Source organism: Streptomyces sp. CG4, from assembly GCF_041080655.1.
Taxonomy (GTDB): domain Bacteria; phylum Actinomycetota; class Actinomycetes; order Streptomycetales; family Streptomycetaceae; genus Streptomyces.
In genome coordinates this window covers 7,980,304-8,004,399 of record NZ_CP163525.1, presented here as the reverse complement: position 1 = coordinate 8,004,399, position 24,096 = coordinate 7,980,304, and the positions used below count along the sequence as shown (strand labels likewise).

The window sequence follows — 24,096 nt, the reverse complement described above, 5'->3', positions numbered from 1 at the left end:
CTCAGCCCGCCTGGGTGGTCTTCAGGCTCCACACCACGTACTCGACGAGCCGGCCGACCGTCAGGCCGATGATCTCGTCGAACTCCATGCCGGCAAGGAACTCGGCGAGGTTGACCCGCTGCCCGTACCGCTCCTCCAGCAGCCCGGCGAGTGTGACGAGGTCGATGCTCTCCAGTTCCAGGTCGCGGTTGAAGGTGGTGGACATGCCGATCAGCACGTCGTCGTCGCCGTACTCCGCCAGCACCGTGCGGAGCATGCCGGTGACGTCGGCGAGCACGGTGTCCACGCTGGGCTGCGCCGGGGCCGGCTGGGTGGGGTTCATCGGGGGGACTCCTCGGCTGCTTCGTGGGGGTGTGGGTCGTCGGCTGGTCCGTCGCCGGCTCCGGGGCCGGTCGTCCATGCCACGACGTAGGCGCGCTCCGGCAGGGCGGGCGGGTTGGTCACCGGCGCGCAGTGCACGGTGTAGACGGGTTCCAGGCGGCCGGAGACCAGCAGCCGGCTGCCGTCCGGGGTGGTCTCCAGCACCGCGAAGTCCCGTGGCCGGCCGCCGAATCCGACGCCCTCGGCCTTGGCGACCGCCTCCTTCGCGGCCCAGAACCGGGTGAACCACTCGGCCTCCGTGCCGGTGCCGTCCGCCGACCGGGCGTGCAGCAGGCGCAGTTCGGCCGGGCCGAGCGCGGTGGCGAGGGTGGCCGGGTCGCGCTCGGTGACCTCTTCGATGTCGATGCCGGGGCCGGGCTGCGGGGTGTGCGGCCGGACGATCGCCACGGCCGCCTCGGCGCGGTGGGCGAGCGAGACGTCCAGCGGGGGCAGGGCGCGGCCGTGTACGCCGGTGACGTAGGGGCGGCCCGACTCGTCGTTGTGGACGCGGAGTTCGGCCGGGAAGACGGGACCCTCGCCGTGCTGCCACAGCCACTGCCGTACGGCGTCCTTGACCGCGATGCGGCCGAGCAGCCACTGCCGGCGGCCGCGCGGTGGGCGTGCGGCGTACTCGGCCCGTTCGGTGCCGCCGAGCGAGTTGCGCATGATCAGCTCGCGGGAGGCGAGGTCCGGCCAGCGCTCGTGCACCAGTGCCCAGGTCCCGGGCATGGCCTGGGACAGGGTGTGGCGCTCGGGGAAGCGTTCGACGGGCCGGGTGGTCGGGTCGTTGTCGAAGCGGCGGTCCTGCCAGCCGTCGATCACGGCCCACACCCGGCCGCCGACGCTGAGTTCCGCGTCGGCTTCCAGGACAGTGTCGGTGAGGGAGGTGATCCGCAGCACGCAGGCGACCTCGGTGCCGGGGGCCGGGTGGGGCCCGTGGAACCGCATGTGCCGCATCCGCACGGGGAAGACGACGGTCCGTTCGCTGCGGGTCGCCATGATCCAGTAGCCGAGGAGCTGGCCCACGTTGTCCAGCAGGGCGCCCGGCGCGGCGGGCGCGGTGATCACACCCCGGATGTGCCGCTCGCCGAGCGCGGTGAGATCGGTCAGGCCCTGGAATCCGGGGCCGTGGAACATCCAGCGCTCCCGGTAGATCTGGGCGGCGGTGTGCTCGGGGCGACGCTCGGGCCCTTCGGGGAGCGGGCCGGGCGGCGGCGGTTCGGAGTGGTGCGGGGCGAGTTCGACCGTGGCGCGAGCCGTGGGGCCGAAGGCGACGGTGACACGGTCCGGGCGGCCCGGGTCCGGGGTGACGGTGACCGGTACGTCGACGGGGGGCGTGGCGGTGAGCCAGCGCTCGAAACGGGCCTCGTGCACGGCGACCGCCCGCAGTCCGGGGGTTGCCGCCTCCGCCGCGTCCATCAGGTACCGGACGATCGTGGTGGCCGGCACCACCGGCCAACGGTCCTCCACGTCCGGCCAGCCGGGGCGTTGCGGGAAGAAGCAGTGGTCCAGGAGGTGGGGCATGGTGCGGGGGGAGACGTGGACGGTGGTGGCGGTCGGGGGCGGGGCGGCGGGGGTGGGCCCGGCGGGGGTGGGCGCGGGGCGAGTGGGTCCGGCGAGAGACGGTGCGGCATGGGCGGGCCCGGCGGAGGTGCGTGCGGGGTGAGTGGGCCCGGCGAGAGTCGGAGCGGCATGGGCGGGCCCGGCGGGGGTGGGTGCGGCGGTTGGTGGGGTGCGGCGGTGGCCTGCGGTGATCAGCCGCGCCGCCGTGTCGGCGGTGTCCCGCAGCAGGGCGGTCAATTCGGCGGCGAGCGGGTAGCGCGCGGTCAGGCCGTCCAGTTCGCCCAGGCCCAGACCGGCCGGTTCGCCGAGTCTCGGACCGGTCGGCCCACCGGGGCCGGGGCTGTCCGGGTGGGGTGGGGGCACCGCGGGCTCAGCCGGTGATGTCGGGCGCAGTTCTGCGCGGAGCGCGTCGAGGGTCGGTCCCTCCAGTGAGACGAGGGCGCCACCGAGGTCGAGACGGACGGGCGGGCGGCGGCGGTGGGCCCGCTCGGGCACGGCGGTACGAGGCGGCAGTGCGGGCGCTGCGGTACGGGGTGGCAGTGCGGGGACTGTCGACGCTCCGGCGGTCCACAACGCCGTTGCCACACGGCGTAGTTGGGACATGCCGGTGCGCTCGGGGGCGTTGGCGGCGACGGTCAGGTGGTCGCGGTCGCCGAGGGTGTCGTCGATCAGGGAGGTGAGCCGGCCGGGGCCCGCCTGGACGAAGACGCGGTGCCCGGCGTCGTAGAGGGCCTCGGTCAGCTCGCGGAAGCGGACCGGTTCCAGTAGGTGCCGCAAGAACAGCGCGCGTACCGCCGACTCGGCCTGCGGGAAGGGCGCCGCGGTCGTCCCCGACCACACCGGCACGGTCGGCGGGTGCAGCCGGAAGCGTTCGGCGGCCTCCCTGATGGGCGCAAGGTACGGCTCCAGCATCGGCGTGTGGAAACCGGACCGGAAGGGCAGTACCTGGCAGATCACCCCCTGTGCGCGCAGGGCCCGTACGAACTCCTCGACCACCGTGCCGGGTCCGCAGACCATGGACTGGCGCGGCGCGTTGTCGTGGGAGAGCACGATCCCGGAGTCCGCCCAGGACTCGGCGAGCGCGGCGCGGACCTGTGCGGCGGAGGTGCCGAGGGCGGCGAAGGCGAGACCGGGGACAGTTACCGCGTCCGGGTCGAACTCGGCCATGAACGCGTCCACTTGGTCCGGCGCGTACAGCCCGGCCGCCGCCATGGCCGTCCACTCCCCGACGCTGTGCCCGGCGACCGCGTCCGGTACGACGCCCATACGGCGCAGCGCCCGGTCCAGCAGACGGCCCACCCCGACGACTCCGAAACCGTGCCGCCCGACGTCACCGACCCGGACGTCCGTGCCCGGCGGCGGGGTGAGGCCGAAGTGCGCGGCGATGTCGTCGGTGCGGGGCGTGAAGTCGCCCTCCAGGCCGGGGAAGACGAAGGCCAGCCCGCCACCGGCCCGGCCGAGCAGCGGGCCCGGCCGGAACCACACATCACCGCGCCCCTGCCAGGCACGGCCCTTGGCGACCGCACGACGCGCCAGGGCGAGACGCTTGGCGGTCGGAGCGACGATCCCGAGCCGGACGGGACCGGCGTCGACGGGCGGCTGCGCGGGGTCGAGCCCCACGGCCGACACGGCCGACACGGCCGATATTGCGGAGTCGTCGGAGTCGAGGAGGGCGGCGAGCTCGGCCACACTGCCGGCGGCGAGCAGCAGGATCCGCTCGGGCTCGGTGACCTGCGCGGAAGCGGAAGCCGAACCGGGAGCAGAAGCCGAAGCGGCAGCGGGAGCGGGGCCGAGGGCGGGCGCAGGGGTGAGTGCCGGCGCAGACACGGGCGTCGCCCCGGGCTCCAGCAGGGACGCGGGCACAGAGTGCGTACGGGGCATCGCGCGAGCACCCGGCGCCTCCTCCAGCACCACATGCGCGTTGATCCCGCCGAATCCGAAGGCGTTCACGGCGGCCCGGCGGACCGGTTGCCGGGCGTCGGTCTCCCAGGGGCGGGCCAGGTCCAGTGTGCGGAAGCGGGTGGCGGTCAGCGCCGGGTGCGGGTCCTCGCAGTGGAGGGTGGGCAGCAGGGTGCCGTGATGCAGGGCGAGGGCAGCCTTGACCAGGCCGGCGACCCCGGCGGCCGGCATGGTGTGGCCGATCATCGACTTCACCGAGCCGAGGACCGGACGGAGGTCGCCCCCAGCGGCGGGCCCGAACACCTCGGCCAGTGTGGTGAGTTCGGCGGCGTCACCGGCGGGGGTGGCGGTGCCGTGGGCCTCCAGCAGGCCGAGGGAGTCCGGTGCGGCGGGGTCGAGTCCGGCGGCCAGCCAGGCCTGCCGTACGGCCCTGGTCTGTCCGTCGGGGTCGGGGGCGGCAAGCCCCGCCGTACGGCCGTCGCTGGCGACGCCGGTACCCCGGATCACCGCGTACACGCGGTCGCCGTCGCGTTCGGCGTCCGTGAGCCGCTTCAGGACGACGACGCCCGTGCCCTCGCCGATGAGGATGCCGTCGGCGTCGCGGTGGAAGGGGCGGATGCGCTCGGTCGGGGACAGGGCGCGCAACTGGGCGAAGACGCTCCAGAGAGTGATGTCATGGCAGTGGTGCACTCCCCCGGCCAGCATCAGGTCGCAGCGGCCGGTGGTGAGTTCGGTGACCGCCTGGTCCACGGCGACCAGGGAGGAGGCGCAGGCCGCGTCCACGGTGTAGGCGGGGCCGCGCAGGTCGAGCCGGTTGGCGATGCGGGAGGCGGCGAGGTTGGGGACCAGGCCGATCGCGGACTCGGGGCTGTCGGGGCCGAGCCGTTCGCTGAACGCGGCGCGGATGCGGGCGAGTTGGGTAGCGGAGAGGTCGGGCAGCAACTCGCCCAAGGTGCGGGTCAGCTGTCCGGCCGTACGCACCCGCTGGTCGAGGCGGACCAGGCCCGGGGTGAGATAGCCGCCGCGCCCCAGGGCCACGCCGATCCGGTCCCGGGCGGGCAGCCGTTCCGCGCCGCCCGCGTCGGCGAGCGCGGCGGCGGCCACGTCGAGGGCGATCAGCTGGTCGGGCTCGGTGCCGGGCACCGAGGCGGGCATGATGCCGTACCGGGTGACGTCCACCTCGGCCAGGCCGTCCACGAAGCCGCCGCGCCGGCAGTACACCTGGTCGGGGGCGGCGGGCCCGGCGGCCGAGCCGGGCCGGTAGTAGTCGGCGTCCCAGCGGTCCGCGGGGACGTCGCGGATCGCGTCGACGCCGTCGCGCAGGTTGCGCCAGTAGGCGTCGAGGCCGAGGGCGCCGGGCAGCAGTACCGCCATCCCGACGATGGCGACCGGGGTGTGACGTGCCGTCATGTCACCAGCCCGACGCGGTGTAGACGACGGCCCGGGCCGACGGTTCGCCCCAGGCGAGTTCCCGGAGCAGGGCCGCGGTGCCCTCGTCCGGGTCGATCAGCGCGATGCCGCGCCGGGCGTACTCGCGGCCGAGTTCCGCGCCGACCATGCCGCTGTGTGGGCCGGACGACGCCCAGGGGCCCCAGTGGACGGTCAGCGCGCGGGCGCCCGCGCGGGCAGCCCAGTCGGCGCCGAGGGTTTCGAGGGCGTCGTTGGCGGCGGCGTAGTCGGCCTGGCCGCGGTTGCCGAGGACGGCGGCGATGCTGCCGAACAGCACGGTGAACGCGGGCGTGCCGGGCAGGTCGTCCAGCGCGGCGAACAGCGCACCGGCCCCGGCCGTCTTCGTGCCGTAGACCCGCTGGAAGGACTCGGGGGTCTTGTCGGCGATCAGCCGGTCCTCGATCACCCCGGCGGCGAAGACGACTCCGTCGAGGCGGCCGTGGTCGGCGTGGATCTCCTTGACCGCCTGCAGCACGGCGTCCCGGTCGCGGAAGTCCACCGCGCGGTAGCGGGCCGCGCTGCCGAGTGCGTCGAGTTCCGCGAGGGTCGTGGTGATCTCCCGTTGGGCGAGGATCAGTTCGGCGGCCCGGTTGATCTCGGCGGGCCGGGGCGCACCGGGCCCGGCGGCGAGCGCCGCGCGCAGTTCCACGGGGGTGCGGGCGGCGGCGGAGCGCGGGTCCTCGGGGGCGGTCGGGGCGGGGGTACGGCCGAGCAGCTCGATGCGGCATCCGCAGGCGCCGGCCAGCGTGGCCGCGAACCTCGCGGTGATGCCCCGGGCGCCGCCGACCAGCAGCACGACGGAGTCCCGGTCGAGGCCGAGCGCGGCCGCCTCGGCGGCGCCGGGCCCGGCCGGTCCGGCACCGGTGGCGGCGAGCGGGCCGAGCGGTGCGGGCACCAGCTCCAGCCGGTGCCGGGCCCCGGCCGCCGTCCGCAGGACCACGGGGGCGGGATCGGGTGCGGCTGCGAGATCGGGGGCGGGTTCGGGGGCGCGCAGCTCGGCGAGTACGGCGTCGGCCACGGCCGCCGGGGCGGTGTCGGCCACGGCGACAACCCGGGCGAGCAGGTCCGGATACTCGCGGCCCACGCTGCGGAACAGCCCGTCCAGGCCGGCCGCGCGCAGGGCACCCGCCGGATCGGCGGCCCGCACGGCGAGCAGCGAGCGGGGCTCGTGGGCGAGCGCCGCCCGCAGCACGGGGAAGGCGTCCGGCAGCACCGGGAGCTCCGGGCCGGGCAGCGCGCCGAGGTACACGACGCCGTCGACCGGGCCGTCGGCCCCGGTGAGGAGGTGGCCCCGGTCGAGGATCACGGTGTCGGCGCCGTGTGCCGCGAGCCGCGCCGCGACCTCGGCGGCCGCGCCCTCCGCGTCTCCCAGGAGGGCGAAGCGCCGGCCGGACAGCGCAGGGGCCTGACCTGGGGCCGGATCCGGCTCCGGAAGAGGCACGGGCCGCAGTTCGCACCGCTGGGGGGCCACGCCGAGTGCCGGGGTGTACGACGGCTCGGGCCCCTCCTCGGCCGGCCGCTGCCCGCCCTCGTCACCAGTGGACGCCGCCTCGGCCGGCCGCTCGGCCTGCCCGTCCCCGCCCCCACCGCCGTACGCCACCTCGGCCTGCCCGCTCCCCGCGCCGGTGTTTGCGCCGCCCCGCGCCATGAGCCACCCGGTCACCGCCGCCGCCGTGCGCGCCTTGGCCAGCTCCTCCAGTTCGGCGTCGTCCAGGATCTGGGCGCCGCCCGCGATGCCGAGGCGCTTGGCGAGTTCGCCGGCGATCTCGGCCCGTTTGATCGAGTCGATGCTGAGGTCCGCCTCCAGGTCGAGATCGGGCTCGATCATGTCGACGGGGTATCCGGTGCGCTCGCTGATGATCTCCAGGACGACCCGCTCGACGTCGTCCACCGGCTCTTCACTGTCCGGTTCGGCCAACTCCTCGGCGACTGACTGGAGTTCGGGGATCCGCACCGGAGCCGCCGGTACCGGCGCGGGTGCGACCGGAGCCGGTGGCGTGGCGGCTCCGAAATAGGTGAGCAGGACATCGCGCTGGGCGGCGATCATCTCCCGGCTGGTGCGCAGGAATTCGGAGATGAGCGCGTCCCGGTCGGCCGGAGCGCCATACGGCTGGTCGGTGGTCACGGTCGCCTCCACGACTCGTCGGGCCGGTGCGAGGGCACCGGGCAGGAGTGCTCCGTCGGCGGTGCGGACGAGGTGTCCGTCGACCGTCCAGCCGGGCCGTTTCGGTGCCGGGTCGCGCAGCGCGTCGACGGCGTCGCGGCCCCGCAGCAGCCAGGCGGTGCGCACCGGCCGGCCGGCGACGGCGAGCCGGGCGAGGGCGTCGAGCCAGCCGCGCAGGCCGCTGTCGGGGTCCGGCTCGCAGGCGACGGTGCGATGCGGGCGGTCGCCGAGGATCCGTGCGACGAGCCGGGTGAGGACCGTGCCGGGGCCCGCCTCGACGAAGACGCGGGCGCCCGCGTCGTACATCGCCTCGATCTGGGCGGCGAACGCGACCGGGGCGCCGATCTGGGCGGCGAGTCCGGCGCGCACCGCGTCGGGGTCGGACGGATAGGGCGCGGCGGTGCGGTTGGCCCAGACGGGGAACTCGGGCACCCGTACTGTCTTGTCCGCGAGCACCTTGGCGAACCGCTCCCCCGCCGCGGCGACGAGCGGACTGTGGAAGGCGCAGGCCACGGGGATGCGCCGAGCCCCGAGACCCGCGGCCCGCAGCAGCCGTACGGCCGTCTCCACATCGTCCGTCGGCCCTGAAATCACTGTCTGATCCGGTGAGTTGAGGTTGGCGGCGACGACCGAGCCGGGTGCCCCGGCCGTGTGCAGGGTACGGACGACGGTCTCGGCGGAGGCGCCCACGGCGGCCATGGTGCCCGGGTCGTCGCCCGCCGCTGCCAGGATCGCACCGGCCCGCTCGGCGCTCAGCTCCAGCAGGGTCTCGGGGTCGAGGGCACCGGCCGCGGCGAGGGCGACCAGCTCGCCGTAGCTGTGCCCGGCGGCCTGGTCGGGGTGGACCCCGGCGGCGGTGAGGAAGGCGTGGGCGGCGAGGCCCATGACGCCGAGGGCGGGCTGGGCGACCCGGGTGTCGGTGAGGGCCGCTCGGCGACGCTCACGGGCGCTGTCGTCGAAGGCAGCCGGCGGATGGACGGTGTCGGCGTGTGCGCGGCCGAGGTCCAGGTAGTGCCGCAACTCGGGGAGGTGGACCAGGAGGTCGGCGAGCATGCCGGGGCGCTGGCTGCCCTGACCGGGGAAGAGGAAGGCGGTCGCGCCGTCGACGGGGTCGGCGACATGGATCCCCGCGGCCGGATCGTGTTCCCCGGCGAGGATCCGCCGTAGCTGCCCGGTGAGTTCCTCGGTGTCGCGGGCGACGACCGCGGCCCGTACCGGTTCGTGCGAGGTGTCGGCGCGGCGGGCGGCGGCGAGGGCGAGGTCGCGCAGGCGCCAGGGGCGGCCGTCGGCCTCGGCGGCCCGGAGGAGCTCCTCGGCCTGCCGATGGGCGGCCGCCGTGTCCCGGCCGCGGAAGAGGAACAGCTCGGCGGGCCAGGCGTCCAGGGTCTGCCGGGGCGGTACGACCTCGGCGTGAGCGGCGAGTACGGCATGGAAGTTGGTGCCGCCGAAGCCGAACGCGCTGACCCCGGCGAGGCGTTCGGCGGCCGGTGCGGTCCAGGGCCGGGCGCGGGTGTGGAAGGCGAAGGGGCTGTCGTCCTCCGCCCAGGCCGGGTTGGGCCGCTCCAGGTGCAGGGTGGGCGGGGTGACCCCGGTGTACAGCGCGAGGGCGGTCTTGATCAGGCCGGCGAGTCCGGCGGCGCACTTGGTGTGCCCGATCTGCGACTTGACGGAGCCGAGCGCACAGCCGCCGGTACCGGCCCCCGCCTCGCTGAACACCTCGGCGAGCACGGTGAGTTCGGTGCGGTCGCCGACGACGGTCCCGGTGCCGTGCGCCTCGACGAGGCCGACGTCCGCGGGCGAGACACCGGCGTTGCGGTAGGCCCGCTCCAGTGCCGCCCGCTGGCCTTCGGGGCGGGGTGCGGTCAGGCCGAGGGAGCGACCGTCGCTGGCGGAGCCGAGGCCCTTGACCACGCCGTAGATCCGGTCGCCGTCCCGTTCGGCGTCCGCGAGCCGTTTGAGGACCAGGCAGGCCACGCCCTCGCCGAGGGCGATGCCGTCGGCGGCGGCGTCGAAGGCGCGGGAGCGGCCGGTCGGGGAGAGCGCGTGGACGGAGGAGAACAGGACGAAGTCGTTGATGCCGTTGTGCAGGTCGGCGCCGCCGCACAGGACCAGGTCGCTGGTGCCGGAGACGAGTTCCTTGCAGGCCACGTCCAGGGCGGCGAGGGAGGACGCGCAGGCGGCGTCCACGGTGAAGTTGGCGCCGCCGAGATCGAGCCGGTTGGCGATCCGGCCGGAGATGACATTGGCGAGCATGCCCGGGAAGGAGTCCTCGGTGAGCCGGGGCAGTTGCTCCTCGATCCCGTCGGGGACCTTGCCGTAGTACGCGGGGAGGACGGCGCGCAGGGTGACGGCGTTGGACAGATCGCTGCCCGCCTCGGCGCCGAAGACGACGGAGGTCCGCGCACGGTCGAACTCCCGCCCCCGCTCGCCGTATCCGGCGTCCTCCAGCGCCCGGCGGGCCGCCTCCAGGGACAGCAGCTGGACGGGTTCGATGCTGCCGAGGGAGGCGGGCGGGATGCCGTAGCGCAGCGGGTCGAAGGGGATGCGGGGCAGGAACCCGCCCCACTTGGACGCGGTGCTGCCGGCGGTGTGGTGCACAGCCGGGTCCCAGCGTTCGGGCGGCACTTCGGTGACGGCGTCGCGTCCCGCGACGATGCCGGCCCAGAAGGCGGCGAGGTCGGGAGCCTGCGGGAACATGCAGGCCATGCCGACGATCGCGATGTCGAGCGGTGCGGGCGGTGCCGGTTCGGGCCGGGGCGGCGGGCTCGGGCGTACGGCCCGTCCGGCCCGTTCCGCCAGGAAGTCTGCGGCGCCGTCGGTCACCGCGTGGTGCAGGCCGGCCAGGGTGGTGGTCGCCGAGCGCAGCACGGCGACCTCGCCGGCCATGAACATCCCGTCGGAGAGCTGCCGTTCCTCGCCGACGGCCGTCAACGCACCGTCGTCATCGCGCTCCACGCCCTTGCTGGCGATGCGCAGCCGGCCCACGTTGAGCCGTTCCAGGCTCTCCCAGATGTCGCGGTCGGGCAGGCCCTGCGCCCGGAGTGCGGCCTCCCGGGCGCGGTAGTCGCCGGTGAAGGGGCTCGGGACGCAGCGGGTGGCGTGGCCGGGGGCGGTCTCCAGCAGGGCAGTCGTGGTGGCGGCGAGGACCTGCCGCTGGAAGAGCGGCCGGACGGCGCCGTGGGCCACGGCCTCCTCGGTGAACAGGTAGGCGGTGCCCATGAGCAGACCGACGGCGGCACCCCGGGCGGTGAGCGGCGCGGCCAGGGCCGCGACCATCGCCGCCGAGCGCTCGTCGTGCACGCCACCGGCGAAGAACACCTCCAGTCGCCGGGCCTGCGTGCCATCGGTGTCCGCGTCCGCTTCGGCGTGGGCGTCGGCGTCGGCGTCGTCCAGGAAGTCCTCCAGTACGGCGAGTTGGGCCTCCCACAGCGGGAAGGAGGCCCGCGGTCCCACGTGGCCGCCGCACTCGGATCCCTCGAACACGAACCTGCGCACACCCGCGTCCAGGAACTGCCGCAGCAGCCCCGGCGAGGGCACGTGCAGGAAGGTGCGGATCCCGGCCCGCTCCAGTGCCTCGGCCTGCGCGGGCCGTCCGCCCGCGACGATCGCGTGCGTGGGCCGCAACTCCCGTACGGCGTCCAGCTGGGCGTTCCTGATGTCCTCGGGCGCGAAGCCGAGCACCCCGACGCCCCAGGGCCGCCCGTCCAGCACGGCCCGCGCCTCGGTGAGCATCGACCGGGTCCGCGCGCCGTCGGCAAGGGCCAGCGCGAGAAACGGCAACGCCCCGCCCTCGGCGACGGCAGCGGCGAACCCGGCCTGGTCACTGACCCGGGTCATGGGCCCCTGCGCGACGGGGAGTCGAGTCCCGAGGGCCCTGCTCATGGGCGATCCGGGGCGCAGGGCGGATGCCGGGCTCCGGTCGGCCACACCGTCCAGCGCCGCGGACGCCGGGCGGGCGTCAGCCGCACCATGCGGTGCCGCCGGTGCCGCACCTCCGCCAGTCCCTTCGGGCAGAGCCGCCGGCACCGGATGGCCATCGGCCGCCTCGCGCACCACATCGGGCACCGAGCCGCCGTCGGCCGCCTCGCGCACCACAGCCGGCACCGGGCCAACGTCGGCAGCCTCGCCCATCCCCGCCGACGCCAGGCCACCATCCGCGCCCTCGTGTATCGCCTCCGACACCGCCCGCACCACCCGCCGTACGTTCCGATGCCGTTCGGCGAAGCGGGCGGCGAGGAAGCCGTCCTGGCCCACCGGCAGCAACCCGCGGCGCGGATCGCGGGTGCCCAGCAGGGACGCGACCGCCTCGGGGTCGTCGGCCGGCGGTCGCGGGGCGTTCGGTCCGCGGCGCCGCAGGACCCGGTGGCCGCCCAGTACCACGGTCTCCGAGCCGTCGAGGGTGCGCAGCACCGACCGGACCGCCTCCGGCAGCCCCGACTCCGGGAGCAGCGCGAGCTGGCTGTCGAGGACGACCCCGGCGGCACCGCCGGCCACGGCGGCGGCCGCCGTACGCGGCCCGATGCCGCCGCACGCCCAGACCGGTACCGTGCCCGACTCCTCGTCGGACAGCAGTTGCTGCAGCAGCACGAAGGTGCTCAGCTCGCCGACCCGGCCGCCGCTCTCGGCGCCCCGGGCGATCAGCCCCTGGGCGCCGGCGCGTACGGCCGCGCGCGCCTGACCGAGGTCGGTGACCTCCGTCAACACCCGGCACGACGAGGGGAGTTCCGCCGGATCCCAGGTGGTGTCCGGGGTGTGGACCACCGTGTCGAGGGTGTCGCCGACGTCGGCCGGGGTCAGGGCGCAGCGCCCGGTCACCCGTATCCCGAAGGGGCCCGGGGCGGCTCGTCTCAGCCGCGCCAGCTCCTCTCGTGATATTCGGTCGCCGGTTCCGAGGTCGAGGACGCCGAGCGCGCCGGCGGCGCACGCTGCGGCGGTGAGACCGGCGTCGGGTTCTCCGCAGGGGGTGAGGCAAAGGACGAGGTCGAGGGCGCGCGCAGGGGAGGTCATGATGGCTCCGGCACGATCGGCGAGACAGCACGGTGGGGGGTGTGCGGCGGAACGCTCTGAGGTGAGGGCACCGGAACCTAGCCCCGGGTTACTCACGGGTCAATAACGTCACGCCCTTTTCTTGGCTGGTGAGATCGATTCGGCCAGTGGGTCGAATTCCCCACAAGAACCGGGAAACGCTGTTATTCCGCTCGTGGGTGCGGGCGCGGGACCACCGGGGGTCCACACGCCACACCACCACAAGCCCGTCAAAGCGTCCGACCGCTTCACCGTGCACTCACCCTGCCGCAACGTGCCGGGGCATGCACTCGGCGTCTGTAAATTTCACATGACTTTAGCGCTGTGACTCGAACGCGATCAGGCGTTCGGAAGACGGTGCGAGGCGGCAGGTCAGCGCAGCAGCGCCCCCGCGGTCGCCGGTACGGCGGCGACCGCGTCGGCGGCAGACGACACGACGTCGTGGGCCGCGTGCACCGCCTCGACCGGCGACACGGGAGCGGCCCGCCGCCGGTCGCGTTCGGCGCTGACCGGAGCGATCCGGGTCTCGTTCGCCGCACCCGATTCACCCGGTTCACCCGGCTCGTCGCCCGCGCCCTCCGGGTTCCCGCCCGGCGCGTCTCCGTAAGGCGCGCCCTGGGCATCCCCCTTCGGATCCCCCGGCTGCCGGTCCCTCGGCACCCCGGCCCCGCCCGAAGCACCGTCAGCACCGCCGGCGCCCGAAGCAGCCGTTGCGCCGGGAGCACCCGGACCGCCCGGTTCATCCGACGCGGCATCAGGCCGCTGCACCCCGCCCGCCCCCGGCTCCAGCACCCACCGCTGCTCCGGCGAACCGTCACGCGGCACCACCCCGACCCGGGCGGACGTACCACCGGAGCCGGACCCCGACCCCGACCCGGAGCCGGGGCCGGGAGCGAGTGCGAGGCCCTCCTGCCCGCGGAGCAGGATCTCGCCCCGCACGGTGAAGTCGTACGTCACCTCCCCGGCGTGGACGACGCATCCGGCCAGTACGACGCTCTTCGTGCCAGGATCTGCGGCGAGGCACAGGGACGGGTCGGCGGCGCTGCGCAGCAGTCCGTCGTCCTGGTACGACCACTGCTGCGTGGCGGCGGACGAGCACGGCGCGAGTCCGACGCCCGCGCCCGCCTCGACGGTCCCCCCGCGCACATCCAGACAGCGGCCGGAGCCGAGACCGCGCAGGCTGCCGTGGGCGAGCTCGACGGGGGCGCCGGCCGAGGCGGCGGAGGAGGACGTGGCGGACCGGGCGCCGGTGCCGCCCGGCCGGGTGGTGCGGTCGGCGGGGGCACCCCAGGTGGCACCGGGCGTCGGGACACCGTTGTCATCGGACCAGCTCCTGACCACGAGCACGGTGACGAGCAGCGCGAGCGAGGTCAGTCCCACGCCGACGGCCACGGCGGTGCGGTGGCGGCCGCCCGGCGCGGTGCGGTGCCTGCCGCCCGGTGCCGCTTCCCTCGGGTCGGGCGCTGCCGCGTAGTGCGCCGACGGTGGCGGCAGTTCCTCGGCGGCGCCGCGGCCGGGACGCGAGTCGAGATAGCGGCGGGCTCCCCAGCCGAGCACGGTCTCGGCGAGCAGCAGGCCCAGGCCGTCGTCGAACAGCCCGAGGGTCTCGGCAGCGTGCCGGCAGTACGCACAATTCGTCAGATGCTGCTGTACGTCCGGCAGCAGGGCGCCGCCACGGCGCAGGGGGACGTCCAGGAGCCGGTTGTAGAAACGGCATTCGCTGGTGGGTGCGAGTTCCCGGTGCGCGCGTACGCAACCCGCCCGGAATTGCTCGCGCGCCCGCTCCAGGGCGGCCGACGCGGTGGCCGGGGCGATACCGAGCAGACCGGCGGGAACGTATATGGGTTCGGCTTCGACCTCGGTGTGCCACAGAAGGCATTGCGAGGCGCCGGGAAGGGCGCGGAAAGCGCGTTCGGCGAGTTGTCGCCTTTCCGGCGTTCCGGGCTTCGTCGCGCGCAGTCCGCGACCGCCGGTGGGCCTGCGCAATTCCGGGAGCGCCGCACAGGCCGCGTCGTCCGCCGCCCAGGCGCGGACGGTGTCGCGGACGGCGATGAGCAGTTGGGGGCGCAGGGCGCCGCCGATCGCCCCGCCCGCCATCCGGTCGAGGACCTCGTGGAAGGCGGCGGTGGCCACGAGGTGGGCGGTGGGACCGGCGGAGGCCAGGCAGACGATGGCGTAGTCACCGGCGGCCCGCCAGTGGCGGGCCAGCAGCAGGGCGACGGCGTGATGACGGGCGTGGTGGGGACCGCCGAGCCCGGCGACGAGATTGCGATCGGACTCCCCGGGCGAACCGGGCACGGGCGGATAGGGCGGGCGTGGGGGGTATGGGGACTGCACGGAACCATTTCCTTTCCAGCCGCAGGACCGCACGTGAAATGCCGTCCTGTCGGAAAGCAGTGCCGATTTGGTGCACACCTGGATCTGGTACATACCTAAAGGGCCGGCCGGGGCGCTCAACGCCTGCCTTTGCCCTCCCGCGGGGAGGCTCACCTTCGCACACGCGACTCACAGGAAACAAGAAGTTCGATTGACTCGACTTCAAAGTCGGCTAATTGCACAGCAGTTACCGGCGGTATCGCTTCACAGCCGGTTCCCATGCTGCTCCGGGCGTGCTCCCATCCGCGTCCTCCAGCATGGGCCGCATGATCGCCCTCCGCTCCTCAGCGCCCCCCGCCTGCCGCCGTACGGTCCGCAAGGCGGTCGTACCCGCCGCCGGACTCGGCACCCGGTTCCTGCCCGCGACCAAGGCCACCCCGAAGGAGATGCTGCCCGTCGTCGACAAGCCGGCCATCCAGTACGTGGTCGAGGAGGCGGCCGCGGCCGGTCTCGACGACATCCTGATGGTCACCGGCCGGCACAAACGCGCCATCGAGGACCACTTCGACAACGCCTTCGAACTGGAGCAGGCGTTGGCGGCCAAGGGCGACACCGTACGACTGGACGCGGTGCGCGATCCGGCGCGGCTGGCCGACATCCACCACATCCGCCAGGGCGACCCGCTCGGTCTCGGCCACGCCGTGCTGTGCGCCCGCCACCACGTCGGGAACCAGCCGTTCGCGGTCCTCCTCGGCGACGATCTCATCGACGCGCGCGAGACCTTGCTGAGCCGCATGCTGGAGGTCCGCGAGGCCCACGCGGGCAGCGTGGTCGCGCTGATGGAGGTCGCCCCGGAACAGGTCCACCTCTACGGCTGCGCGGCGGTGGAGCCCACGGGCGAGGAGGGCGTCGTACGGGTCACCGGCCTGGTGGAGAAGCCGGCGCCCGGGACCGCGCCGAGCCGGTACGCGGTCATCGGCCGCTATGTCCTCGACCCGGCCGTGTTCGACGTCCTGGAGCGCACCCCGCCGGGCCGCGCCGGCGAGATCCAGCTGACCGACGCCCTCCAGGTCCTCGCGGCAGCCGGCACCGTGCACGGGGTCGTCTTCGACGGTCTGCGCTACGACACCGAGGACAAGGCCGACTATCTCCGCACGGTGGTCCGCCTGGCCTGCGCACGCCCGGACCTCGGCCCCGAATTCACCGGCTGGCTCAAGGAGTTCGTGGCCGGCCTGCGGGACGGCGAAGCCGACGGCCGGGACGAGCGCCGGGCCGCCTGAAGCGTCCGTACGGCGGTCATCTCGCTCGTCACGGCGCCGTCCGCGCGCCGGATCTGGATCGCCACGGAGTCGCCACGGGGAACTCGGGGCGCTCTCCGGTGTCCCCGCCCCGTAGTCCGTCAAGCGACGCGTGGTGCGCTTGATGTCTCGGGGGTGCCCAAACGGTTCGGCGGTCTTGAGTCGGCCGGTCCCGGTCATGCGCCCCCGCGTTCGGGATGTGGCCTTCGGCGCGCGTGGGTGGGTGGGTGGCGTGGGTGCGGTCGTCGCGGGAGGCGGCATGGCCGCGGCGGCCGTCGCCATGGCCGGAACCAGCGGGCGCGGCGGATCGTCGGCGGCGGGACCGGTCAAGACGCATGTGCACTCGCTGCCCCTGACCGGGTCGAGCGCGTCGCTCAAGACGCTGGGAGCCCGGTCCACGGACCCGTTCAGCATGGTCGGCGTCATCTGGCGCGGTGCCCATGCCTCACTGCGCGGCACGGTGGAAGTGCGCACCCGCTCGGCCGCGGACAGCCACTGGACGGCATGGCTGAAGATGCAGCAGCCCGACGACATCCCCAACCCGGCCGAGCCGAACCGTCCCGGGGTGCGGGGCGGCATGTCGCCGATATGGGCGGGGCCGTCGAACGGCATCCAGGTTCGCGCGGCCGGTGCGCACCGCACGGCCGCGCTGCCCGCCGGACTGCTGGTGGACCTGATCGACCCGGGCAAGGCCGACACGAGCACCGGCGGCACGACGGGCACCGGCATGGCCCCGGCCGGCAACACCGCGGGCGCCTCCGTCTCCCGGACGCCCTCGATCATCCAGGAGACCTCCACCACCCGCACCGGGACCTGGACCCACAAGAGCGGCACCGGCTACCTCGGCGGCTACTCCTACAGTTCCTCCGCCACCGGGGCTTCGATCAGCTGGACCTTCACCGGCCGCTCGGTGGCCTGGATCGTCTCCTGAAGATCGTCGTGGTCGGCACCTCGGGCCGCCCCACGGTCACGACGGACGGCATCGCGACCATCAACTGACCAGCTGTCCCGCGCGTCCACAGGGCGGACCGCCGGCCCTTGGGAACACCGCCCGCTCAGGAATCAGGGCTCCGCAGCGCAAGCCGCTGGGGTTCCGGGCGGGCGGCAGTCCGGCAGCGCCACTGCGACCGCCGCCTCCGGGCGCAGGCCCGCGCAGTTACGGCGTAGGACAGTTTCCGCGACCAGCCGCGGTCGACGAGTCCGACCAGCTTTCCCCCAACCCCGCAGCGGTTCCGGCTCGGCCCGCACGTTGACGTCCGCTCCCGGCATCTCGCCCAGCCCACCTGCCCGGGCGTCGGCGCGGCCGAACCCGACCGGCCCTCGGAGCAGCTCCGACAGGCTGTGTCGCGGCATCGCTCCGCCAAGTCTCCGTCGGCGTCGACGCGCAGCCGCAGACCCACCGAGACTCGCCGACTCGTGCGCTCGCGGCGGCGAAGGGCAGTGGGCAGAACCGTCCGAACGGTGATCCCACCGGGTCGCATGGTTCACCTGCTCGTCCCGCCCGCCTCCGCGGTGAACGCCAGGGGCTCATGATCCGTAGTCCACTGCGGCGGTACGGCGGACGACAGCCGATCGCCAGTTCCTCGTTCGCTGACCGACAAAGGGGTCCCATGAAACACCGCCGACCGCGCCACCGCCGCAGAGTGATCGCCAGAGCGGTCGGTACGGCGGGTACGCTGGCCATCGCCCTGGGTGCGGGGATGACGCCGGCGATGGCCGCCACGAAGACACCCAGCAAGCCCACCGCCACCGGGTTCTCGCCCGACCAGGACGACACGCCCTGGGCGCCCCAGCACGACGAGCCGCCGCAGCGGCACAAGGCCGTCCGTCCGGAGGCCGCCACGCCCCGCGCGGGCACGTCCGGTCTCCAGCTCAGTCTGCCCGCGCCGACCGGGCGCCACGGCGTGGGCACGTTCAGCCTTCACCTCGTCGACAAGTCCCGCACGGACCCGTTCGTGCCCGGCAACAAGCCGCGCGAGCTGATGGTGTCGTTCTGGTACCCGGCCGCCTCCACTCGCGGTCACTACGCGGCGCCGTGGATGCCGTCGGTCTCCGGCGCCCACTTCCTCGCCTCCCAGGGTCTGACCCCACAGCAGGTGACGTTGCCGAAAACCGCGGGCCATGTCCTCGCCCCGGTCGACACCAAGCTCGGCAAGCTGCCCGTCCTGCTGTACTCCAGCGGGCTGCACTCGGACCGCGCGAGGGGCACCGTGCTCGCCGAGGATCTCGCCAGCCGCGGCTATCTCGTCGTCACCGTCGACCACACCCACGACGCCAACGAGGTGGAGTTCCCGGGCGGACGCCTCGAGGTCAACACCATGCCGGCCGGCGCGCACTCCTCCGACACGCTCAACGTGCGCGCCGCCGACATCCACTTCGTCATCAACCAGCTCGCCGCGATCGACAAGGGTGCCAACCCGGACGTCGACCACGCCAGGCTCCCCACCGGGCTGTCGCACGCCGTGGACATGTCCCGCATCGGGATGTTCGGTGCTTCGCTGGGCGGCGGGGCGGTCGACACCGCCATGCAGTTCGACCACCGGATCCGCGCCGGTGCCGACCTGGACGGCCAGTTCTTCGGCTCGGCGCCGAGGAAGGACCTGGACCGCCCCTTCATGCTCTTCAGCTCCGGCACCCACAACCGCAACAACGACGGTTCGTGGCGCACGCTGTGGTCGCATCTGAAGGGATACCGGGTCGACATCCAGCTCCACGGCGCGGCGCACGTGTCGTTCATCGACGACGAGGCGCTGGCACCCCAGGAGGCGAGCCTGCTCGGGCTCACCCCGGCCCAGCTCCAGCAGGTGTACGGCACGATCGACCCCAACCGCGCGATCGAGATCCAGCGCGTCTACCTCGCCGCGTTCTTCGACCAGGAACTGCGCCACCGGCATGGCACCCTGCTCGACGGGCCCGACAAGAAGTTCCCGGAGATCTCCTTCGTCCGCTGACCGGTGGCATCCGAAGGGCCGGCCCTTCGGATGCCACAGCAGTCCTCCGGCAGCTCGCTTGCGCCCTCAGCCATTCAGCCATTCAGCCGCAAGGTCCAGACAACCGTCATCTCGCCCGTGACGGCTCCGTCCTCGCGCTGTATGGCGATACTGACCGGAAACTCCGGTCGCCCACCCGCGTCAAGCTCGGCGATGACCTCGGCCGCCGGGCGGCCGAGGGTCGCCGTGGCCGTCACCGGCCCCATGGCCAGCTTCTTGTAATCGATCTCGGCCCGAACCGCGAGCGGCACCGCGCGCGAAAGCTGATCACCGAAGGCCGTGAGCACGATGGCCCCACTGGCGGACTCGGCCAGAGTGAACATGGCGCCGGCATGAGGGCCGCCGATGTGATTGTGGAAGTCCGGCTGGTCCGGCAGCCGCAGCACGGCTCGCTCTGCGGTTACCTCGACGAACTCCAGGTTCAGGGTGCGCACCATCGGAACCGCGGTGGCCAGCATGTCGCCCATCGAGGGGCTCTCCGTAGTCATGGACCAGATGTTACTGGCGAGTAGTTTCGCTGACCAGCCCCTCACGCCCACCCCCGATCGAAACAGGGGCGCCGGTGCGTCGACCGGCGTACCGTTACGACGCGCCGTGGGGCACGGTGTCGATCACGCCCGGGACATTGGGATGTTCCTGTTCACAGGGCGCGGCGTACCTCTCGTGAGGCACATACTTCTGCCACTCCTCCGGCTGGATCACATCACCGACGGCCCTGCACAGCTGGCGCACGTCGTCTTCGGGATCGGCGCTCCACACGTCCACCGACTCGGAGACCGTGGTGACCAGGAAGTGCCCGGTCGGGCTGAAGGCGACGGTTCCCGAGAAGGTCATCGCTTCCTGGTACGCCATTCCCCCCTGGGGGACGGGAGCCCTCGGATCGGTGACATCCCACAGCGCCACACGCCCACGGCCGTCCTCAGGACCGATGACGTTGCGCGGGTCGCCGTCCTCCACGAAGGCGAGGGTGCGTCCGTCGGGACTGAACGACGGGGCGGACGAGCCGGCTCCGGGCGAGCGGATGATGCTGGGGGTGCGGGTGATCCGGTCACCGTCCACTTTCCACAGCCGGATGGTGCCGCTGCCGTCACCGACCGCGAGCCACCGGCCGTCGGGACGGAACGCGGTATTCGATGTCAGTCCGCCCGGTGTCAGAGGGTAGGTCGGCCGGACGGCGGGGTGGCGGGGATCGGCGATGTTCCACGAGAGCAGTGTGTCGGCGGTGTTCGCGGTGAGCAGGCGGCCGTCGGGCGAGACCGCGACCTGAAACGCGTCGGCGGGCAGTCGGGCGATCCGCTGCGGGTGGGCCCGGTCGTGCACGTCGAACAGCTTCACCGACGGCCCGGCAGGGAAGTGGCCGCCCGCGTAGTCGTTGTTGTCGGCCACCGCCATGGTCCGGCCGTCCGGGCTGAAGGCGATGCTGACCGCACCCCGGTCGATGGTGTCGATGGTGGCGAGCACGGGAGCGCCCGCCCGAGTCGTGTCGCGCAGTCGGAGAACCGGCTTCCCGGTGCCGGTGTGCTCACTGTCGGCCAGCACCGTGCTGTCGGGCGTGAAGGCGGCGGCCGACGCTCCGACATCACCGCCCGGCAGGTCGGCCAGCACATGGTGACCTTTGCTGCCGGTGAGGTCGGTGAGCTGGCCGAAGTCCCCGCCGACCACGGCGAGCAGCCTCCTGCGTCCGCCACTGATCACGGCCTTTCTCTCGAAGCCGTTCGGTACCTGCCCGTAACTGCCGTCGGCACCCGGCTGGTAGGGGTCGCCGACGTCCCACTGCTGGACGCCGTTGCTGGTCGCGTGCAGCACCACATTGCTGCGGGGCTCGAACAGCGCGGGGCCGTTGTGCGAGGATTCGACACCCGGCAGTTGGTGGACGGGTACCACGTGTGCCATGTCGTGCGCCTGCCAGAGTGTCACTGACCCGGTGCCGGCGTTGCAGACCGTGGCGAAGACACGTCCGTCGCCGTTGAAGGAGATCGACTGAAGACCCTTGTGGCAGTCGTCGCCGGCGGAACCCACCGTCATCGCATCGGTGCCGGGCGCGGCGAGCAGACGTGGCTTGGAAGGGGTCTTGACGCTCCACAGCCGGACCGCGCTGTTCGCGTCACCCGGCCCGGCCAGGATCGTCCCGTCGGGGCTGAACGCGATCGCGTGGGCCATCGACCGATACGTCGAGTACGTGTCGGCCTCGACCTGGTCCTTGCCCGGAACGGCTTCGGCCCGTGACGGGTGCGTGGGCTCGCCCAGATCCCACAGCCGTACCAGGTGGTCGGCTCCGTGACTGGCCAGCAGGCGGCGGGTCGGGGAGAACGCCAGCGAGTCGATGCCTCCGCGGTGGCCGGTCAGAGCCGGGAGCGGCCGTGGCGTGGCGGGGGCCGAGATGTCCCAGAGCCGGATGGCACCGTCCCGGCCGCCTGCGGCGAGCAGCCGTGCGTCCGCGCTGACGGCGACGGCGGCGACGCCCCGTGCTCCGCCAGGAAGGGTGGCGAGCGGTGCAGGGTGCCTTCGATCGGCCAGGGACCAGAGCCTTACGGAGCCGCTCCGCGTGCCTGCCGCCAGTACCGGTCCGTCCCGGCTGACCGCCAGCGGGCCCGCCGCGACGCCCGTGATGCGGCCGATCTCGCCGCCGGAAGCGTTCCAGACGGCAATGTCCGTGCCGGTGGACAGGAGCAGGGTGCGGGCGTCGCCGGTGACGGCCAGATCGAGCGCGGGGTCGGTGCGGTCGAAAATCCCGGGTGCCTCCAGTGCGGCGAGCATGCCGGCGGTGCCGACGGCCGGGTCCATTCGGTAAGCGGCGATGGCGAGTTGCTTGGCCAGGCCGGGCTGGGACCTGAGCAGGCTCTGGGCCTCGGCGGCGACTGTCCGGGCGCGAGCGCTGCGACCTTGTGCGAGGGCCTGGCCGCGCTCGACGAAGGCGGCGACCGCGGTGCCGGAGGCGATGAGTGCCAGGACCATCACCAACGCCACCCCGACACGGCGCAGTCGGCGGCGCCGGGTCTCGGCGGCGTGCGACAGGTTGATGAACGCGGCGATGTCGGCGGGCAGTCCGCGCCGCGCGGACCACGACATGCCCTCGGCGAGGTCGGTGCCGTCCAGCAGGTCGGCCGAGCGGGCGGACCGCGTCCACACCGCGTGCTGTTCACGGGCGCGGCGCAGCCAGTCCTGGAACTGGCGGTCGTCGGCGACCCAATCGCGCAGCTTCCCCCATTCGCGGATGAGCGCGTCGTGGATGAGTTCGGCCACCACGGGCTGGTCGGGGTCGTTCTCCGGTCGGCCCGGAAGACGTACCGCGCGAGTGGTGACGATGCGGTGCCGAGTGAGGGCGGACAGCGTGTCGTCCGCGCGCTGGAGCTGTTCGTCATCCGGGACGTCGGTCATCGTGCCGACGGCGAGCTCGCGCAGCGTCGGCACCGGAATCTGCTGGCGCACGGCCGGGATGTCGTGGGCCTCGTCCGCGGGCCGCACCAGTGCCGTCAGGATCCGCTGCGCGACAGGCCGCCGCTCGGCGGGCAGGTTGCGGACGGCGTCGTCGCACCAGGAGGCCAGGCTGCCGGTGACCTGGCCGATGGCCTGGTAGGCATCGTGTGTGAGGTATCCGTCCACGCGTCGCTGCCACAACTGGCTCAGCGTGAGCTCCAGGAGTGGCAGCACGGTGACCGGCGCCCGCAGACTCGCGGAGCCCTCGCTTCCGGCAGCCAGAATGTCGGCAACGATCCGTTCCGGGAGCCCTTCTTCCAGGTGCGCGCCCGCCGCTCGGGCGGGCAATGTGATCATGGCGTTGAGGTCCTGGGCGTCCAGCGTCGCGGGAACGTTCACCAGTCCCGGTGCCACGGCGTCGAGCAGTTCGGGGGCGAGCGCGGCCAGCCTCGGATAGAAGTCGTCCCTCATGACCAGCAGCACACCCAGTGCGGCGGACGAGGTGAGCGCGGTGGTGAGCTGTCGCAGTGCCGTCAAGTGGCGGTCGCCGGAGGGCCCCTTGGCGATGGCGTGCGTCAGGAGTTCCTCGAACTGGTCGATGACCAGCAGGACCCGGTGGGAGCCGGGTTCGGCGGTGAGCAGGCGGTCCACGGCGGCGTGGATCCCGTCGTCGGCCGAGCCGACCAGCCCGGCCCGTTCGATCTGAGCCGGCAGATCCTGCTCCGGGCGCACCACGACAGGCAGCCATCGGTCACTGCCCGGCAGACGGCCCGCGGCGAGCGCCGGGAGCACCCCGGCCTGGACCAGGGAGGACTTGCCCGCGCCGGACGGCCCGAGCAGCAGCACAGCGCGGCGCTGCCCGGCCAGGGCCGCCAGCACCCGCTCGACAGCGGCATCCCGGCCGTGGAACCAGGCGGCGTGCTCGGCGGTGAACGGCTCCAGCTCCCGGTAGGGGCGTACGTCGTCGCGCACGGCCAGCTGCGGCCAGATCTCCCGCAGCACCTCGGTGGGGGTGGCGTAGGCGATGCCGAGCCCCTTCAGATGCACATCGGGAGCTGCGATGGCGGTGACCATGCCGGTGACCCGGCCGGTCTGCTCGTCGAGCACCGGTGCACCGCTGAAGCCGGTGGTCAGGTCGTTGGCGTCGGTCAGCTGCAGCAGCGAACCGCCGCCCGCGTCGGCGCCGGCGGAACCGGGGGCCAGCAGATGACCAGCCGTACCGTAGCCGTGATGACCGCCGGGCGGCGCCTGGCCGGGGAAGCCGAATGAACGCACGCGGTGCCCCTGGCAGCCCTCGGCAGAACCCAGCGGCAGCGGTGCAACGCCGGCGGGCCCCTGCGCGAGGCGTATCACTGCGACGTCCTCGGCGGCGGGGGCGCGCCACGGTTCGGCGAGCACCTGGCCCTGTGCCCGCGGTGCGCCGGGGGCCTGCGGGAAGGCGACATGCAACGTGCCGTCCGGGCCGCTTCCGGCGGCGGCGACCACGTGGGCGCAGGTGAGCACGACCGCGTCCGCGACGAGGAAGCCCGCGCCGGCCACCGCACCTGCCGAGTCGAGGATCTGGGCGACTGCGGCGGACAGCTGACTGCCCGTCACCGAGGGGCCGGCGTCCACC

Annotated in this window: 9 protein-coding genes; 3 read left to right on the top strand and 6 right to left on the bottom strand. The window is 73.8% G+C overall.

Annotated features, from left to right (window positions below):
- Window position 1: 1 nt before the first annotated feature.
- The 4 genes from AB5L52_RS36580 to AB5L52_RS36565 all read right to left on the bottom strand — a co-directional run bounded on the left by AB5L52_RS36580 (window position 2) and on the right by AB5L52_RS36565 (window position 14,797).
- On the bottom strand, window positions 2-322 hold the full coding sequence (locus tag AB5L52_RS36580; protein WP_351019708.1) for an acyl carrier protein: 321 nt from the start codon (window positions 320-322) through the stop codon (window positions 2-4).
- Window positions 319-5,232 (bottom strand): beta-ketoacyl synthase N-terminal-like domain-containing protein, encoded by a 4,914-nt coding sequence (locus tag AB5L52_RS36575; RefSeq protein WP_369367787.1) that lies wholly within the window; start codon window positions 5,230-5,232, stop codon window positions 319-321. Before AB5L52_RS36575 ends, AB5L52_RS36580 begins: the two co-directional genes overlap by 4 nt.
- 1 nt (window position 5,233) lies before the next feature.
- Window positions 5,234-12,442, bottom strand: a complete 7,209-nt coding sequence (locus AB5L52_RS36570) for an SDR family NAD(P)-dependent oxidoreductase (RefSeq protein WP_369367785.1) — start codon at window positions 12,440-12,442, stop codon at window positions 5,234-5,236.
- A gap of 390 nt (window positions 12,443-12,832) precedes the next feature.
- A complete protein-coding gene (locus tag AB5L52_RS36565; protein ID WP_369367783.1) occupies window positions 12,833-14,797 on the bottom strand; it encodes an RICIN domain-containing protein in 1,965 nt (654 codons plus the stop codon).
- 305 nt (window positions 14,798-15,102) lie between these two features.
- On the opposite strand from AB5L52_RS36565, the gene galU reads away from it, so the two are divergent.
- The 3 genes from galU (at window position 15,103) to AB5L52_RS36550 (ending at window position 19,025) form a co-directional block, all read left to right on the top strand.
- On the top strand, window positions 15,103-16,056 hold the full coding sequence (gene galU / locus AB5L52_RS36560; RefSeq protein WP_369367781.1) for a UTP--glucose-1-phosphate uridylyltransferase GalU: 954 nt from the start codon (window positions 15,103-15,105) through the stop codon (window positions 16,054-16,056).
- 250 nt (window positions 16,057-16,306) lie between these two features.
- On the top strand, window positions 16,307-17,005 hold the full coding sequence (locus AB5L52_RS36555) for a hypothetical protein (protein ID WP_369367779.1): 699 nt from the start codon (window positions 16,307-16,309) through the stop codon (window positions 17,003-17,005).
- A gap of 679 nt (window positions 17,006-17,684) precedes the next feature.
- Window positions 17,685-19,025: a hydrolase gene (locus AB5L52_RS36550; protein WP_351019690.1), complete on the top strand. Its 1,341-nt coding sequence runs from the start codon at window positions 17,685-17,687 to the stop codon at window positions 19,023-19,025.
- A gap of 74 nt (window positions 19,026-19,099) precedes the next feature.
- Here AB5L52_RS36550 and AB5L52_RS36545 read toward each other — a convergent pair whose 3' ends face one another.
- A complete protein-coding gene (locus tag AB5L52_RS36545) occupies window positions 19,100-19,552 on the bottom strand; it encodes a DUF4442 domain-containing protein (RefSeq protein ID WP_351571719.1) in 453 nt (150 codons plus the stop codon).
- A 94-nt stretch (window positions 19,553-19,646) separates the two neighbouring features.
- Entirely contained in the window at window positions 19,647-24,095 is a 4,449-nt protein-coding gene (locus AB5L52_RS36540) for a trypsin-like peptidase domain-containing protein (RefSeq protein WP_369367777.1), read from the bottom strand.
- Between the last annotated feature and the right edge of the window lies 1 nt (window position 24,096).

What these genes read in the sequence shown, in the direction of transcription:
- AB5L52_RS36570 (WP_369367785.1), bottom strand. Translation starts at nt 12,442, where the DNA reads ATGACCTCCCCTGCGCGCGCCCTCGACCTCGTCCTTTGCCTCACCCCC.
- AB5L52_RS36550 (WP_351019690.1), top strand. Translation starts at nt 17,685, where the DNA reads ATGAAACACCGCCGACCGCGCCACCGCCGCAGAGTGATCGCCAGAGCG.
- AB5L52_RS36575 (WP_369367787.1), bottom strand. Translation starts at nt 5,232, where the DNA reads ATGACGGCACGTCACACCCCGGTCGCCATCGTCGGGATGGCGGTACTG.
- galU (WP_369367781.1), top strand. Translation starts at nt 15,103, where the DNA reads ATGATCGCCCTCCGCTCCTCAGCGCCCCCCGCCTGCCGCCGTACGGTC.
- AB5L52_RS36545 (WP_351571719.1), bottom strand. Translation starts at nt 19,552, where the DNA reads ATGACTACGGAGAGCCCCTCGATGGGCGACATGCTGGCCACCGCGGTT.
- AB5L52_RS36580 (WP_351019708.1), bottom strand. Translation starts at nt 322, where the DNA reads ATGAACCCCACCCAGCCGGCCCCGGCGCAGCCCAGCGTGGACACCGTG.